The sequence below is a fragment of the Nocardioides limicola genome (assembly GCF_016827675.1).
Taxonomy (GTDB): domain Bacteria; phylum Actinomycetota; class Actinomycetes; order Propionibacteriales; family Nocardioidaceae; genus Nocardioides; species Nocardioides limicola.
In genome coordinates this window covers 585,794-601,165 of sequence record NZ_JAERJA010000001.1, presented here as the reverse complement: position 1 = coordinate 601,165, position 15,372 = coordinate 585,794, and the positions used below count along the sequence as shown (strand labels likewise).

At 68.5% G+C, this 15,372-nt stretch carries 17 protein-coding genes and 1 pseudogene; 5 read left to right on the top strand and 13 right to left on the bottom strand.

Annotated elements, in window-relative coordinates; translation table 11 throughout:
* Positions 1–39: 39 nt before the first annotated feature.
* Entirely contained in the window at positions 40–1,473 is a 1,434-nt protein-coding gene (locus JKG67_RS02935; RefSeq protein ID WP_203335729.1) for a SpoIIE family protein phosphatase, read from the top strand.
* A 15-nt stretch (positions 1,474–1,488) separates the two neighbouring features.
* Here JKG67_RS02935 and JKG67_RS02930 read toward each other — a convergent pair whose 3' ends face one another.
* The 4 genes from JKG67_RS02930 to JKG67_RS02915 form a co-directional block, all read right to left on the bottom strand.
* Complete coding sequence (locus JKG67_RS02930) at positions 1,489–1,707, bottom strand: hypothetical protein (protein WP_203335728.1); 219 nt, start codon at positions 1,705–1,707, stop codon at positions 1,489–1,491.
* Between the two features lie 121 nt (positions 1,708–1,828).
* Positions 1,829–3,343, bottom strand: coding sequence for a flavin-containing monooxygenase (locus tag JKG67_RS02925; RefSeq protein ID WP_203335727.1), 1,515 nt, complete (start codon positions 3,341–3,343; stop codon positions 1,829–1,831).
* Between the two features lie 26 nt (positions 3,344–3,369).
* Positions 3,370–4,182, bottom strand: a complete 813-nt coding sequence (locus JKG67_RS02920; protein ID WP_203335726.1) for an alpha/beta fold hydrolase — start codon at positions 4,180–4,182, stop codon at positions 3,370–3,372.
* 154 nt (positions 4,183–4,336) lie between these two features.
* Positions 4,337–4,759, bottom strand: a complete 423-nt coding sequence (locus tag JKG67_RS02915) for a DoxX family protein (RefSeq protein ID WP_203335725.1) — start codon at positions 4,757–4,759, stop codon at positions 4,337–4,339.
* Positions 4,760–4,814: 55 nt separating this feature from the next.
* On the opposite strand from JKG67_RS02915, the gene JKG67_RS02910 reads away from it, so the two are divergent.
* Positions 4,815–5,837: a crotonase/enoyl-CoA hydratase family protein gene (locus JKG67_RS02910; RefSeq protein WP_203335724.1), complete on the top strand. Its 1,023-nt coding sequence runs from the start codon at positions 4,815–4,817 to the stop codon at positions 5,835–5,837.
* A gap of 338 nt (positions 5,838–6,175) precedes the next feature.
* Here the strand turns inward: JKG67_RS02910 and JKG67_RS02905 are convergent, their stop codons facing one another.
* Positions 6,176–7,420, bottom strand: a complete 1,245-nt coding sequence (locus JKG67_RS02905; RefSeq protein ID WP_203335723.1) for a serine hydrolase domain-containing protein — start codon at positions 7,418–7,420, stop codon at positions 6,176–6,178.
* Positions 7,421–7,570: 150 nt separating this feature from the next.
* Here JKG67_RS02905 and JKG67_RS02900 point away from each other — a divergent pair, with 150 nt between their 5' ends.
* Positions 7,571–8,164: a TetR/AcrR family transcriptional regulator gene (locus JKG67_RS02900; protein ID WP_203335722.1), complete on the top strand. Its 594-nt coding sequence runs from the start codon at positions 7,571–7,573 to the stop codon at positions 8,162–8,164.
* A 125-nt stretch (positions 8,165–8,289) separates the two neighbouring features.
* On the opposite strand, the gene JKG67_RS02895 is transcribed toward JKG67_RS02900, so the two are convergent.
* Together JKG67_RS02895 and JKG67_RS19160 are read right to left on the bottom strand one after the other, a co-directional pair.
* Positions 8,290–8,619, bottom strand: a complete 330-nt coding sequence (locus tag JKG67_RS02895; protein ID WP_203335721.1) for a hypothetical protein — start codon at positions 8,617–8,619, stop codon at positions 8,290–8,292.
* Positions 8,616–8,777, bottom strand: a complete 162-nt coding sequence (locus JKG67_RS19160; protein WP_372442035.1) for a TetR/AcrR family transcriptional regulator — start codon at positions 8,775–8,777, stop codon at positions 8,616–8,618. Before JKG67_RS19160 ends, JKG67_RS02895 begins: the two co-directional genes overlap by 4 nt.
* 21 nt (positions 8,778–8,798) lie before the next feature.
* Here JKG67_RS19160 and JKG67_RS02885 point away from each other — a divergent pair.
* Positions 8,799–8,996, top strand: a pseudogene (locus tag JKG67_RS02885) (IS30 family transposase); the annotation flags it as partial.
* A 129-nt stretch (positions 8,997–9,125) separates the two neighbouring features.
* On the opposite strand, the gene glnA reads toward JKG67_RS02885, so the two are convergent.
* Positions 9,126–10,544, bottom strand: a complete 1,419-nt coding sequence (gene glnA / locus JKG67_RS02880) for a type I glutamate--ammonia ligase (RefSeq protein ID WP_203335720.1) — start codon at positions 10,542–10,544, stop codon at positions 9,126–9,128.
* Between the two features lie 225 nt (positions 10,545–10,769).
* Here glnA and JKG67_RS02875 point away from each other — a divergent pair, with 225 nt between their 5' ends.
* Positions 10,770–11,159: an RDD family protein gene (locus JKG67_RS02875; protein WP_307816402.1), complete on the top strand. Its 390-nt coding sequence runs from the start codon at positions 10,770–10,772 to the stop codon at positions 11,157–11,159.
* A 3-nt stretch (positions 11,160–11,162) separates the two neighbouring features.
* Here JKG67_RS02875 and JKG67_RS02870 read toward each other — a convergent pair whose 3' ends face one another.
* The 5 genes from JKG67_RS02870 to JKG67_RS02850 form a co-directional block, all read right to left on the bottom strand.
* Positions 11,163–11,882, bottom strand: coding sequence for a DUF4191 domain-containing protein (locus tag JKG67_RS02870; RefSeq protein WP_203335719.1), 720 nt, complete (start codon positions 11,880–11,882; stop codon positions 11,163–11,165).
* 65 nt (positions 11,883–11,947) lie between these two features.
* Positions 11,948–12,859, bottom strand: coding sequence for a lipoyl synthase (gene lipA / locus JKG67_RS02865; RefSeq protein WP_203335942.1), 912 nt, complete (start codon positions 12,857–12,859; stop codon positions 11,948–11,950).
* A gap of 102 nt (positions 12,860–12,961) precedes the next feature.
* A complete protein-coding gene (ddaH, locus tag JKG67_RS02860) occupies positions 12,962–13,735 on the bottom strand; it encodes a dimethylargininase (protein ID WP_203335718.1) in 774 nt (257 codons plus the stop codon).
* Entirely contained in the window at positions 13,732–14,457 is a 726-nt protein-coding gene (gene lipB / locus JKG67_RS02855) for a lipoyl(octanoyl) transferase LipB (protein WP_203335717.1), read from the bottom strand. Before lipB ends, ddaH begins: the two co-directional genes overlap by 4 nt.
* A gap of 20 nt (positions 14,458–14,477) precedes the next feature.
* Entirely contained in the window at positions 14,478–15,368 is an 891-nt protein-coding gene (locus tag JKG67_RS02850) for a TIGR01777 family oxidoreductase (protein ID WP_203335716.1), read from the bottom strand.
* Positions 15,369–15,372 lie beyond the last annotated feature (4 nt).

The window sequence follows — 15,372 nt, the reverse complement described above, 5'->3', positions numbered from 1 at the left end:
TGTCCGAGGGGTCGGAGTCGACGGGTCAACGGGAGGGTCATGTCCGACACTGCCGCCGACCTCCAGGTGCCCGGCGTGCTGCCGGTCCTCCCGGGGGTGAGCCTGGCTGGCCGCTATCTGTTGACCGAGACCCAGCCCGCCGATCGTGGCGACACCCTCGATGCGTTCGGTCTCCCCGGTGGCAGGGTCGGGCTGATGGTCGTCGACGTCGTCGGGCACGGGGCGGCGGCTTCGCTGGTCGCCGGCGCCGTGCGCAGCGTCCTCCGGGAGCGACTCGGCGCCGGGATCGGTCTGGCCGAAGCAGTGACGACCCTGCACCGCCTGGCCCGCCAGGTCCCCGAAGCGGCCACCACCACGCTGTGTGCGGTGGTGATGGACCGGCGCGACGGCGCGGTCGAGTACGTCGCTGCCGGACACCCCGCGCCACTGGTGTGGGGGGCAGCGGACCCCCCACGAACGCTGGGGGACTCACATGGCCGGCCCCTGGGGGCCGGATCCGAGGTACGCACCGGACGCACCCACCTGGGCGTGGGGGAGTCCCTGCTACTGGTCACCGACGGGATCCTCGGCGGCTCCGTACGCACCGAGGATCTCAAGCGCGCGGTGGCGCACGCCCGGTCAACAATGGTGAGCGTGACCGGCTCCCCGGCTCTGCGCGATGAGGAGATGTGCGCCGAGATCCTCGCCGCGGCCCCCGCGCCGGGACTGCAGGACGACGCGGTGCTGCTGCTGATGAGACGCATCCGGCCCCCGACGCCGCTGACGCTGACGCTGCCGGCGACGCCCCGGCACGCCGTGGTCGCCCGGGGCCGCCTGGGAACGTGGTTGGACGGCCTGGGGGCTGGGCTGGCCGATCGGGTCAGCCTCGGACATGCTGTCCACGAACTGATCGCCAACGTGATCGAGCACGCGTACGGCGTACCGGCCGACGGAGTCTTCCAGCTCGCCGGCGTCCTCGACGATGCCGGCGTGGCAGTGGTCACCGTCACCGACCGTGGCCGCTGGCGTGCCGAACGCGCGGGCGGACGCGGCCTGGTGATGGCGGCCGGTCTGACCGACGACCTCCGGATCCGGCGTACCGACCGGGGGACGGTCGTGGAGGTTCGTCGGGAGTTGGGCCGACCGGTGCCGTTCCTGGAGTCTGTGGCCATCCCGGAGGGCCGGGCGGAACCGACCGGGGACGAGGCTTTGCATTGTGAGGCCACTCAGGGGCGGTTGAGGGCCGAGGGACCCATCGACGCCCTGTCCGTGGAAGCGTTCCAGGAGGCGCTGTGGGACACGACCAGGGCAGGGACCTCCGATGCGGTGGTCGACCTGACCGGGGTGACCCTGCTGGCCAGTCCCGGAGTCCAGGCGATCTTCGACATCGTCGGGCGCAGTCGGCGCTCCGGCTCCGTGCTCCGGTTGGTGGCTCAATCCGGGTCGCCTGCGGCCCTGGTGCTGGACCGGGTCGATCTTCCGCATACGGAGTGACGGATGCGCTGGGGATCAGGGACGCTCGCCCGCAATGACCAGCAGGACGGTGAGGATGAGGAACGTAGCCGCGGCGAGAATGCCGAGCGCCAGGGTGACCCCGGCCAGCGCTCCCATCCCGCTCGGTCTGGTGACTTCGCCGGAACGGTAGGCGAGCACCCGGATGACGCCCAGGGGCAGCAACCATCCAGTGGCCACCAGGCTGACGCCCCAGGCCATGAGCAGGGTCTGCATCGGAGCCTCCGTGGTCTCGGGAGTGCCCTGGAGTGGGCAACACTGCCTGGGCAGTACCCACCAGGATGGCCGATAGTCCGATCGGTGGACCCGGGATCCTGGACGCCGGCGCTGAGCCTGCTCAGCCGGCCTGCTCAGCCCGTCGTCGTACCTGTGGTGACGCCGCGACCGGTTGATCGGAGAACTGGAGCGTGGCGTCCGCGACGGCGCCGTGGCGCAGGGCGATGGCGTCGCGGTAGTAGTTGTCGAGGACCTTCCACGGCTTGCGGGTGCCCTGGCGGGGCATCACGCCGTCGGCGCGCTTGATGTACCCCGACTGGAGGGCACTGCCCATCGCGGACTCGGTGGACCGGTCCTGCGGGCCAGCCTGCGCCACCACCCGGGTGTGCCCCTTGCGGTCCATGTGGTTGAGCAGCCGGCAGAAGTACTCCGAGGCGAGGTCGGCCTTGAGCGTCCAGGAGGCGTTCGTGTAGCCGAGGATGACCATCGCGTTGGGCACCCCGTCGATCATCACGCCCTTGTAGATCACCCGGTCGCGGGTCTCGACCGGTCTGCCATCGACCTCGACGCGGACACCTCCGACCAGTTGCACCTCGAGCCCGGTCGCGGTGACGACGATGTCGGCCGGGATCTCTTCGCCCGACCGGAGCCTGATGCCGCCCTCGGTGAAGGTCTCGATGTGGTCGGTCACCACCGATGCCGAACCCTTGCGCAGGGAGCGGAAGAGGTCGCCGTTCGGCACGACGCAGAGTCGCTCGTCCCACGGGTCGTACGTCGGAGTGAAGTGCGAGAGGTCGACCTTCGGTCCCAACTGCAGACCGGCAGCCTTGAGCATCATCGCCCGGGCGAGCGCCGGGCGGTGACGGGACAGGTCGTAGACGCCGCGCTGCAGGGCGATGTTGCGGACCCGACCGAGCTTGTAGGTGACCGGAGCGGGGACGCGGAACCTCGTCAGCACGGCGGCGACCGGATCGGTCTCCGGCACCGCGAGCACATAGGTGGGGGACCGTTGCAGCATTGTCACGTGCGCTGCCGTCTTGGCCATCTCCGGCACCAGCGTGATCGCTGTGGCACCGCTGCCGATCACGACCACGCGCTTGCCGGCGTACTCAAGGTCTTCGGGCCATTGCTGAGGGTGCACGACCTGCCCGGCGAACCGCTCCTCACCTTCGAAGTCCGGCCGATAGCCGGCGTCGTAGTTGTAGTAGCCGGTGGAACCGATCAGGAACCGGCTGGTGTAGGTCTCGGCGTCGCCGGTGACCTCGTCGGCGACCTCGACGGTCCACAGCCCGTCGTCGGTGCACCAACTGGCGGAGACCACCTTGCGCTGGAAGCGGATCCTCTCGGTCACGCCGTACTCGTCCGCGGTGTCCTGGATGTAGGCGCGGATGCTGGGCCCGTCGGCGAGCACCTTGGTGCCGCGCCAGGGGCGGAACTTGTAGCCCAGCGTGTACATGTCCGAGTCCGACCGCACGCCCGGGTAGCGGAAGAGGTCCCAGGTGCCGCCGATGCGGGCGCGCCGCTCCAGCACTAGGAACGAGTGCTGCGGTGCGTCCCTGGTCAGGTGGCAGGCGGCGCCGATCCCGGAGAGTCCGGCGCCGATGATGAGTACGTCGACGTGGTTGCTGCTGTGCACGGCCACTCCTTCGTGGTGGGTGTGGATCAGGCGACGCTGGTCGAGACGGTGGTGGCCGTGCCGGAACTCGAGCCGCGCAACAGGATGTCGGCGACCCGTTCGGCGTCGTCGGACATCGGCACGTGACCGCAGCCGCGCAGCCAACTGTGTGCGGCGTTCGGCAGTTGCCGGCGGGCCCGCAGGGCCTGATAGGGCAGGAGCACGAGGTCGTGGGTGCCCCAGGCGATGGTGACCGGGATATCGGCGGGGATGTCGCTGTCGAACGGGAAGCCGCCGTCGATGATCGTCGCCAGCGCCGGGCGTGCGGCCACCATCCCGTGCAGATCACCCAGCGCGCGCGCCGCGTCGAGGTGGTGGCCGCGGGTCATGAACGGCGCCAGCAGCACCCGGCGGGCGGCCGACGTGTGCAGGAGTGGCGGGGCGGCACGGCCGGCCAGTGAGGCGCCGGTGAGGACTCCGGCGAAGAGTGCGCGAACGTAGGCGAAGTCGAGGCTGTTGCACCAGAAGCCCGCAGGCGAGAGGGCGGTCGCGCTGCTGACCAGACCGTCCGCGGCAGCCTCCAGGGCGATCCGGCCGCCCAGGGAGTTGCCGGCGATGTGTGGACGGTCGAGCCCCAACTCGTCGAAGCAGGTCACCAGCGCCTCGGTGAGCAGTTCCTTGACCGGGCGTCCGTCCGCGATGAGCCCGGGGGACTCGCCGTGGCCGGGCAGGTCGATCAGGAACACCTCACGCTGCTCGGCGAGCCGATCCAGCACCGGGTACCACGCGTGTCGCCGATGACCGATGCCGTGCACCAGGACCAACGGTTCGCCGGATCCGAGCCGTTCGTAAGCCAGCATGTCCCCTCCTCTGAGCGCGTCGACCGCCGACCGCAGTATGTGCGACAGTGTGTAGCGGTATCTTAGAGGAGCGCGAGCGTTTGTGACCCAGCCCACACCTGGGAGGGCCGTCGTGGCTGGTGCGGAAGCGACTCCAAGAGGGGCGCCTCAGGTGTCACCGGCGCGGGCGGTCCCGCCACGCCCCCGTCGACCAGAGCGCCCAGACGATCAGCACGGGCTGGAAGAACAACCGGGTCAGTCGCTTGCCGTCGGTGTCGAGGCCGAACGCGTCGATGCCCTCGACGTACTGGTTGATATTGCCCGGGAAGATCGCCACGAAGAACGCCGCGACGACGAAACCGACGGTGACCCGGCCGCGAGCCCACGCGATCAGGGCCGCCCCGAGACCGATCTCGACCGCTCCGGAGATCAGCACCACCCAGTCCGCATCGCCGGGGAACCAGTCGGGTACTTGAGCCTGGAACTCCTCCCGGGCGAAGGTCAGGTGGGCGACGCCGGTCAGGACGAGCACGCTGCCCAGGAGCCAGCGGGCCAGGGTGCGGGGCAGGGAGGTCGGCGGTGCAGCGGTGAGGGACATGGCCCCATCATGGCGGAGGAGCAGAATCCAGGGACCCGACACGATAGGACTGGACATGACACAGCCAGACGACCACGCCGGAACCCGGCCCGCCTCCTGGTACGAGAACTGGACCGAGGGTCCCGACTCGCCCTGGCGCGGCCGACCCGCTCCGAACGTCGAGCGGACCTATCAGACGCTCACCTATGAGCGTGACGGTCGGATCGCCCGGATCACCTTCAACCGGTCTGAGCAGGGCAACTCGATCACGCCCCAGACCCCGGCCGATCTGGCAGCGGCGGTGGAGCGGGCCGATCTGGACCCGCGCGTGCACGTGATCGTGGTGTCGGGCCGGGGCAAGGGGTTCTGCGGCGGGTACGACCTTGACGCGTTCGCAGAGAAGGGCTTCAAGGGGATCGGGGGGCCCGACGAGACCGCCGGCACCGTCCTCGACCCTGCGGTCGGCATGGCCAACCACAACCCGGGGGCGATCTGGGACCCGATGATCGACTACGCCCAGATGAGCCGGTTCAACAAGGGCTTCGCCTCACTCATGCACGCCAACAAGCCGACTGTGGCCAAACTGCACGGCTTCGCGGTGGCTGGCGGCACCGACATCGCGCTGTACGCCGACCAGATCATCTGCGCCGACGACACCCGGATCGGCTACCCACCCACCCGCGTGTGGGGGATCCCGGCGGCCGGCATGTGGGCGCACCGCATCGGGGATCAGCGTGCCAAGCGGATGCTGTTCACCGGCGACTGCATCACTGGCAAGCAGGCCGAGGAGTGGGGCCTCGCGGTGGAGTCGTGGCCGGCTGCGGACCTGGACGAGCGGACCGAGGCGTTCCTCGCCCGGATCGCCCGGATGCCCGTGAACCAGCTGATGATGGCCAAGCTGGCGTTGAACTCAGCCCTCAACAACCAGGGGGTCGCCAACTCCGCGATGATCAGCACCGTCTTCGACGGGATCTCCCGCCACACCCGCGAGGGCTACGGCTTCGCGCTGCGGTCGGCCACCGTCGGGTTCCGGGAGGCCGTGCGTGAACGCGATGAGCCCTTCGGCGACCACAAGTCGAGCCGGGGTGGACAGGGATGACACCCGGGACGAGTTCGATGTGGCGCGGGCACTTGTTGGAGGCCATCTCGGTCGTGCGACAGCAGGACTGATCGCTGCGAGCTTGTCCTCGAAACGCCGATGGCCCGGGGGAAGACCCCGGGGCCATCGTGGTCTCGTTGCGCCCGCGCCTGGGGGCTCGGACTACTCGACCAGCGACAGGTCAGGTGTCGTGGTACTGACTGACTCCATTGATCTAGGAAGCGACCACTCTCTAGGCCGTTCGGTATCGGCTGCGGAGGATCCCTTCGGTGCATCACTCGCGGCCGAGACGAGTTCGAATGCCGCCGATGCGGCGCAGCCGAACGCGGATGCGGCGGTCACCGCTCCTGGGCGCTGGCTCGGCTGCTGGCGTGCTGGGCGATGGCGCGCAGGAAGTCGACGTTCTCGACGTCACGGTTGGTCGCCTCCTCGGTGGAGGTGCCGTACAGCCGGTTCGCCGAGAGCTTGACGATGGTGGTGCGGGTGGTGGGATCGACATAGACGAGCTGGTTCAGGATGCCGATGGCGCTGTAGTCGCCCCGGTCGCCCGCCGGGATCCACCACTGGTAGCCGTAACCCAGATCGATCTCGTGGTCGCCGACGATCGGGCGCCCGGGCTCGCGGATCGGGTCGTCGACGGTGGTCGAGGCGCGCACCCAGTCGTCGGAGACGATGCGCTGGCCCTGCCAGACGCCGTGGTTGCGGTAGAGCTCTCCCAGCTTGGCGAAGTCGCGTGCGGTGAGGTTCAGGCCGGCGTAGGACATCTCGACGCCGCGCATGTCGGTGATCCAGAAGCCGGGCGACTCGAAGCCCAGCGGCTCCACGAGCTTCTCGTGCATGTAGTCAGACACGTTCTGGCCGGTGGCGCGCGCGATGAGGGCACCGAGCACCTGGGTCTCCCCGGAGTTGTAGCGGCACACGGTCTCCGGTGCGCTCTCCCTCACCATCCGCGCGACGAACCCGTCGAGACCGCCTCCCAGGCCCAGCATGGCGCGGGAGATCTGGTGGACGTCGGATCCAGGATCGTTGTAGTCCTCGTTCCACCGGGCGCCCGAGGACATCTGCAGCACGGTCTTGATCGGGACCCCGTGGTAGGCCGATCCGGGTTCGACGGGGACGTAGTCGCTGATCGGGTCATCGACGTTCCGGATCTTGCCTTCCTCCACGGCGATCCCGACCAGGCAGGACACGAAGCTCTTCGCCACCGACATCGACAGCCAGTTCACCTTCGGGCCACCAGAGAGCAGATAGCGCTCAGAGCGGATCGTGCCGTCGACGAGGACCAGCAGTGCCGCGGTGTCGGTGTCCACAAGGAACTGCTCGGTGGAGCGCTCCTCTCCCCGGAACAGGTACGTCGCCGGAAGTTCGATTGCCGGACCTACCGGCCAGGTGAAGGGTCTGGTGGCTGCAGGCATCTTCCGGGTGGGAGCGAGATCGCGGACGCGGGCGAAGTTGTCGTGCTGGGGGACACCGGTGAAGAGCCCGACATCCATCAGTGGCGCGGGCCTGCCGCCCGGGCGGACCTTGCTGGCGAGGTAGCGCGCTACGAAGGGGATCGTATTGGCGCGGTTCTTTCGCGGCATGTGGCAGTCTCCTCGGGACAGTGTGTACGCGCTGGCGTGGCCGGATGACGAGCTGTGGCAGACTAGGCGTACCAAATGGTTGACGTACCATGCGGTACGCCTACTTCTGGGTATTGGCCAGCCCCTAATGCCGGAGGCGGAGAGATCGCGATGAGTACAGACGGTCGGCGGGACGGCCGGAGCCTGCGGTACCAGCACCGCCGCCCGGAGCTCCTCAGCAGGGTCACCGAGTTCCTTCTGGAGCATGGCATCGCGAGCCTGACGCTACGAGCCGTGGCTGAGGGAGTCGGGGTCTCGCACGCCACCCTGCTCCGTCACTTCTCCTCCAAGGAGGAGTTGCTCACCGCGGTTCTCGACCATATCCGCACCGACCTCGCTGCCCGGATGAGCAGCGACCCTGAGCTTGCGTCAGCCGAATCGACCGCGGAGCTCGTCACCAGCCTGTGGCAACTGCTCTGCGAGCCGAAGGAACAGCGTCAGTTCGTCCTTCTCTTCGAGCTGATCGGCCGGCGCCCTGCAGGCGGCCAGTCCGTCTCAGAACTCTCCGAATCCCTCGTGCTCGATTGGATCGAGCTCATCGCCGAGCGCCTCGTGCGCGAAGGCTGGACGCGCCAGGACGCCGAACCGGTCGCCACCCTCGTCCTGGCGCAGTTCCGCGGCCTGCAACTCGATCTCCTCGTCACCGGCGATCGGGGGCGAGTCGATCGTGCGGTCCAGACTTCCCTGCGACTACTCAGCCGCTGAAGACCGGCACCCCGGCTCCGCCCCAACGAGAAGAGGTGGCCGACGCCGCGAGAGTTATCGCGGGTCAGTCGCCACCTTCAACAACCGAGGGAGAAAGAGTTCGGCCTGTTCTCCTATGCCCAGCGCTAGACGCCGTAGTACTGACTGGCTGACTGACACCCATGGATCGAGTGGGCCTGCCCCACACGCGCATTGTCGCCGGTCGCGAGCAGGTCGAGCTGCAGTCCACGGAGCTGTGCGAGGAGAAGCGTGGCGAACGCGGCTGTTCGGTCAGGCGGGCCTCCGGCGTCGGCCGCCAGACGGCCGATCAGGCCGATCCAATCCCTGACGACTCCGTCCAGCAGGCGTCGGAATCGGTCGGGTTCCCTCAAGGCCTGCCCGTAGATCTCAAACAGGAGCCGGAAGTATCGCAGTCCTTCTTCGTTGGTCCACCTCTCCCACAGGCGTTCGATCAAGGCGACCCGTCAGTGCCTGGGGACAGATCGTCGGGGATCGGCTCTCGAGCGCGGATGAGGTCGAAGACTTCGGCCAGCAGTTCCTCTTTGGCTCCGAAGTGATGACGCAGGGTCACATGAGAGACCCCTACCGCAGCTGCGAGCGTCCGGTAGGACAGGTCCGCGGCGCCGTGATGGCCGTGTACTTCTGTGACCCGGCCAGTCCTTGGCAGCGCGGCACCAACGAGAACACCAACGGCCTGTTGCGCCAGTACCTCCCCAAGGGCACCGACCTATCGGCCCACCGTCCCGAGGACCTCGAGCACGTCGCCCAGGAACTCAACGGCCGACCACGCAAGACGCTCGGCTGGGGAACCCCAGCCGAGCGTCTTGCGTGATCTACTACCCGCCTAGAAAACTTCAGCGGTGTTGCGACGACCCCTTGAAACCGCCGGTGGAGATGGGGTCCATCGTGTGGCCTCGATACGCCCTCGCCTGGCGGCTCGGGCTACTCGACCAGCGACAGATCAGATGTCGTAGTAGAGCTCGAACTCGTGCGGGTGCGGCCGCAGCTGCACGGGCGCGATCTCGTGCTCGCGCTTGTAGTCGATCCAGGTCTCGATCAGGTCGGGGGTGAACACGTTGCCCTCGGTGAGGAAGTCGTGGTCAGCCTCGAGCGCGTCCAGCACCGCGTTGAGGGAGGTGGGCACCTGGGCGATCTCGGCCATCTCGTCCGGCGGGAGCTCGTAGATGTCCTTGTCGATCGGCTCGGCCGGCTCGATCTTGTTCTTGACACCGTCGAGGCCGGCCAGCATCAGGGCCGAGAACGCGAGGTAGGGGTTCGCCGACGGGTCGGGGAACCGAGTCTCGACGCGCTTGGCCTTCGGGTTCGAGCCGGTGATCGGGATCCGCACCGACGCGGAGCGGTTCCGCGACGAGTACACCAGCGAGATCGGCGCCTCGAAGCCCGGCACCAGACGGTGGTAGGAGTTCACCGACGGGTTGGTGAACGCCAGCACTGCCGGAGCGTGCTTCAGGATGCCGCCGATGTACCAGCGGGCCATGTCGGAGAGGCCGGCGTACCCGGTCTCGTCGTAGAACAGCGGCTCGCCGTTGCTCCACAGCGACTGGTGCACGTGCATGCCGGAGCCGTTGTCACCGAAGATCGGCTTCGGCATGAAGGTGACCGACTTGTTGTTGTGCCAGGCCGTGTTCTTGATGATGTACTTGAACTTCATCACGTCGTCGGCAGCCTTGAGCAGCGTGTCGAACCGGTAGTTGATCTCGGCCTGACCCGCGGTGCCGACCTCGTGGTGGGCGCGCTCGACCAGCAGGCCGGACTCCTCGAGACGCTTCACCATCTCGTCGCGCAGGTCGCTGTAGTGGTCGTACGGCGCGACCGGGAAGTAGCCGCCCTTGAAGCGGGTCTTGTAGCCCAGGTTGTCGCCCTCGGCGCCCGAGTTCCACCAGCCTTCGACGGAGTCGATGTGGTAGAAGCCCTCGTTCGCCGCGGTGTTGTAGCGCACCGAGTCGAAGATGTAGAACTCGGCCTCGGGGGCGAAGAACGCAGTGTCCGCGATGCCGGTCGAGGTGAGGTGGGCCATCGCCTTGCGGGCGATGTTGCGCGGGTCGCGCGAGTAGGCCTCACCGGTGATCGGGTCGTGGATGAAGAAGTTGATGACCAGGGTCTTGGCCACCCGGAACGGGTCGAGGTAGGCCGTGGTCACGTCCGGGAAGAGCGCCATGTCGGACTCGTTGATCGCCTGGAAGCCCCGGATGGAGGAACCGTCGAAGGCGAGGCCGGTCTCGAACACGGACTCGTCGAACGACGAGACCGGGACCGTGAAGTGCTGCATGATGCCGGGCAGGTCACAGAACCGGACGTCGACCATCTCGACGCCTTCGTCCCTGACGTACTTCAGCAGCTCGTCGCTGTTTGCGAACATTCGTCCTCCTTGGTCTGACCGTGCCGTGGTCATGACCTACTTATGCGGATGGTCCGTTCCGGGCGTCACTGCACCGGAGGTTGACTGCACGGTATGGACAGGCAGTTTCCACCCCATGACTGGTTTGTTTCAGCCATGTAACAGAACGGAAGACCGTGCTGGCAACCCCCTGACACAGGTTGGGCAGCGGGCGGCGCCCCCGATCCCGACGGGTAGGGTGACGCGGTGATCGAGACGGCTTCGTGGGCGCGCCGAGTGCTCGCCCTCTTCGTTGACTGGATGGCATGCACCCTGGTGGTGATGCTGGCGATGGGCCCGGCCGGCTGGAGCCAGGACGCGTACGCCGGCCTCTACGTGCTGCTCGTCTTCGCCGCCGAGTCGACGATCCTCACCGGCCTGGTCGGGGGCTCCTTCGGCAAGCTCATGACCCGGCTCCGGGTGGTGCGGCACGACAACGGCGCCCTCGGGGTGGACCCGTTCCGGGCGCTGCTGCGGTCGGTGCTCGTCTGCCTGGTGATCCCGCCGCTGGTCTTCCGTCCCGACGGCCGCGGTCTGCACGACATGGCCGCCGGATCGGCGACGGTCACCCTGGCCGACCTGCGCGCCGCCCGCTGAGGGTCAGCGGCCGCGGCCGCCCTGCCCACGCATCGCCTGCCGCATCCCCTTCATGCTGGTCGGCACCGGACCCTTGGGCATCGGCACCTTGGGGCGAGCCGCGTCCAGTGCCTTGATCCGGTTCACGATGTCGGTCATCTCTGCCGGCTTGACCTGACGCTTCATCTTCTGGACGTGCCGCACCAGCTTGGACAGCGGCACCTGCCCCTCACCCTTGCCGATCACGATCTCGGTGAGGGGGACGTCGTACATCACCCGTTCGTGGTTCTTGCGCTCGGTGGTCATCAGCTGCTTGAGCCGGCCGCTGCTACCTTCGCCGACCAGCACGATCCCCGGCGGGCCGACCACCCGGTGCACCATGTCCTGCTGCTTGGTGAACGCGACCATCGGGTAGGTCTTCCAGCCCCGCCGCAGCATGTTCAACGCCGCCGCACCGGCGCCGAGTTGGCCGTCCATCTGGTTGTACGCCGCACGTTGGGCGCGCCGTCCGAAGACCATCACCGCGGCCAGCAGGCCGGTGAAGAACGCGCCGATGCCGCTGAACGTCCAGCTCAGCCAGCCGCTGCCGGGCAGGAACCAGAAGACGCCGAAACCGATGCCGGCGAACAGCAGGAACCAGCCCAGGCAGATCAAGCCGATCCGTGGATCGGAACGCTTCGCCATCCGGTAGGTCTGCGCGAACTGCGCGCGACGGCTCTGCTTCTCGGGCGTGGGAGTCGACATACGGGGGGCCTCAATCGAGCTGGGACGGGGGAGGGCAATTATCCCTCATGACTGGTGGGACCTCCTCAGCCGGTCGGGGCACCGGCCCTGGCCTCGATCGCCTGGCGGTACAAGCGACCGGCACGGTAGGACGATCGGACCAGCGGGCCGGACATCACCCCGGCGAAGCCGATCTCCTCAGCCTCGGCAGCGAGTTCCACGAACTCCTCGGGCTTGACCCAGCGTTCCACCGGGTGGTGCCGCAGCGTCGGGCGCAGGTACTGGGTGATGGTGATCAGTTCGCAACCCGCCTCATGCAGGTCGCGCAGCGCCTGGGAGACCTCCTCGCGGGTCTCGCCCATGCCCAGGATCAGGTTCGACTTGGTCACCAGGCCGAACTGCCGGGCGGCGGTCAACACCCCGAGCGACCGCTCGTAGCGGAACGCCGGCCGGATCCGCTTGAAGATCCTCGGCACCGTCTCCACATTGTGGGCGAGCACCTCCGGACGGGACTCGAAGACCTCGGCCAGCAGCTCGGGCACCGCATTGAAGTCCGGGATCAGGTTCTCCACCCCGGTCTCGGGGTTGAGTTCGTGGATCACCCGCACCGTCTCGGCGTACAACCAGGCGCCGCCGTCGGGCAGGTCGTCGCGCGCAACACCGGTGATGGTGGCGTACTTCAGGCCCATCGTGCGCACCGACTCGGCGACCCGACGCGGCTCGTCGCGATCCAGCGGCTCGGGCTTGCCGGTGTCGATCTGGCAGAAGTCGCAGCGCCGGGTGCACTGGTCGCCGCCGATCAGGAAGGTCGCCTCGCGATCCTCCCAGCACTCGAAGATGTTCGGGCAGCCCGCCTCCTGGCAGACCGTGTGCAGTCCCTCGGACTTCACCAGCGACTGGAGTTCCTTGTACGCCGGACCCATCCGGGCCCGGGTCTTGATCCACTCGGGCTTCCGCTCGATGGGGGTCTCCGCGTTGCGGACCTCCAGGCGCAGCATCTTCCGACCGTCGGGGGAGGGGGCACCAGTCACGCCCTTCAGGGTACGCCGGGGCCGGTCGCCGGCAGCGGTCAGGTCACCGGACGCGGAGACCGGGCCGGACTACTGCCGCACTCGGACACTGAGACAGGTGACGCAGCCCTCGAGCTTCTCGAACTCGGAGATGTCCACTGAGACCACCTTCAGGCCGCGCAGCCGGAACATCTCCGCAGTGCGTGGAGCCCGCGAACTCATCAGCACGGTGCCCTCATCGAGCACCACCACGTGCGCGCCGGGCTCCTCGGGAACCTCCAGATAGTCCTCGAAGGGGCTCGGGTCGTCGACGACGGGGCCGTACCCGATCACGGTTCCGTCCGGAAGCGCGGTGACCGCGCTCTTCAAGTGCAGCGCCTTGGTCACCGGCACCGCCGTCACCGTCCACCCACGTGGCGCCAGGAGGTCGCGCAGTTGGTCGACGGCCGCAGCGTTCGTGGTGCCGGTCAACCCGGCGTACACCCGGTCGCCGACCTTGAGGATGTCGCCGCCGTCCAGAGTGCCTTCGGTGATCGCGACCGTCTCGATGCCGAGTTCCCGCACCGTGCGCGCGGTGGCTGTCACCTCGGGGTTGCGGGTCGGCTTCGCCGGGTTCGTCAGCACCGCCAGGTCCCCGAACATCACCACCGTGTCCTCGACGAAGACCGAGTCCGGCAGCGTGTCGTCGGGTTCGACGACAACGGTCGGCCAGCCGGCGGACTCGAGAGCCGCCACGTAGCCCGCCCACTGCGCACCCGCCAGGGCGACGTCGATCGGTTGCCGTTCCAGGAACGTGACGATGCCGTCGGCGAGGGAGGCGGCCGGCGGCCGGACCAGGGCGTAGGGCGCGGCAGGTGCGGTCATGCCCGCACGGACACGATCGGTACCCGCAGGCCGGGCTCGGGCTTCGGGAGCAGGTCCGGGGTGGCGTCGTACGACGACCACGACAGCAGCCTGGTCAGGTGCCGCTGCACGGAGTCGAGCACCTCGCTGGTGGTGACCTGTCTGCCGACCTCACGGCTCAGCGTGGTGACTCCGGCATCGGAGATGCCACAGGGCACGAACCGGTCGTACCAGGCCATGTCCACGTCACAGTTGAGAGCGAACCCGTGCATGGTGACCCCACGACTGACCCGGATCCCGATCGCACCGATCTTGCGCTCCGGGCCGCGGGCGTCCTCGGGCAGCCAGACACCGCTGCGGCCGGGCACCCGGGCCGTGGTCACGTCGAAGTCGGCGCAGACGGCGATCAGCGCCTCCTCGACCCGGCGTACGTAGTCGACCACCTTGACGTGGTCGGGGAGCCGGACGATCGGGTAGCCGACCAACTGGCCCGGCCCGTGGAAGGTGATCTTGCCGCCCCGGTCCACATCGATCACCGCCGCACCGCCGGCGTCGAGCGGCTTCTCGTGGGCCTCGGTGCGTTTGCCGCAGGTGAACACCGGGGGGTGCTCCAGCAGCAGCACCGTGTCCGGGCTGGACCCGGCGACCACGGCGGCATGGACGTCGCGCTGCAGGTCCCAGGCGGCCAAGTAGTCGATGGCGTCGGTGCCCAGGCCGACGATCCGGAAGTCGCAGGTGCTCACGTGATCAGCGTATCCCCGGTTCAGTTCAGCGCCGTGCGCAGCACGTCGCGGACGTCGTAGTCGGCGAAGCTGAAACCGGACGCTTCGATCGCCGCCGGGCGGGTCCGCAACGAGCCGAGGACCTCGGGCGCCATCGCGCCGGCGCCCAGCCTGACCAGACCGGTGGGTACCCGCAGCCGTGCCCGCCGACCCACGGCGTCGGCCAGCGCGTCGGTGAACTCGGCATTGGTGGGCACCTGCGGGCAGCACAGGTTCACCGGCCCGGAGATGTCGGAGTGCTCGGCCAGCCAGGTCACCGCAGCCACCCAGTCCGGCCGCGAGATCACCGGGAACCATTGGCTGCCGTCCCCGATCCTGGCGCCGAGCCCGGCCCGGAACATCGGGAGCTGCAGGCTCAGTGGGGGATTGGACCGGTCGAGCACCGGCGAGGTGCGCAGGATGCAGACCCGGCTGCCGGCCGCGGCGGCCGGCTCGGTTGCATCCTGCCACTCCCGGGTGACCCGGGTCAGCAGCGCGTCACCGACCGGGGTCGACGCTTCGGTGAGCACCTCGTCGCCGTGGTCGCCGTAGTAGGAGATCCCGTTGCCGGCCAGGAAGGCCGGTGGTCTCGCCGCCGCCGCGATGCTGCTGGCCAGCAGCGCGGTGGTGGTCACCCGGGACTCACGCAGTCGCTCCGCCCAGCGACGCGAGTGCGGGTTGCCGACGGTGGGCGAGCCGGCCAGGTTCACCACCACGTCGGCGGTGTCGACGACCTCCTGGTCGATGCGACCGGCGTAGGGGTCCCAGGACGACTCCCCGGACCCCACCGCCGGCCGACGTACCAACCGGACGACCTCGTGACCCCGTTCGTGCAGGTACGGCACCAGGGCGCCGCCGAGGAACCCGGACGATCCAGCGACCACGATCCTCATGACG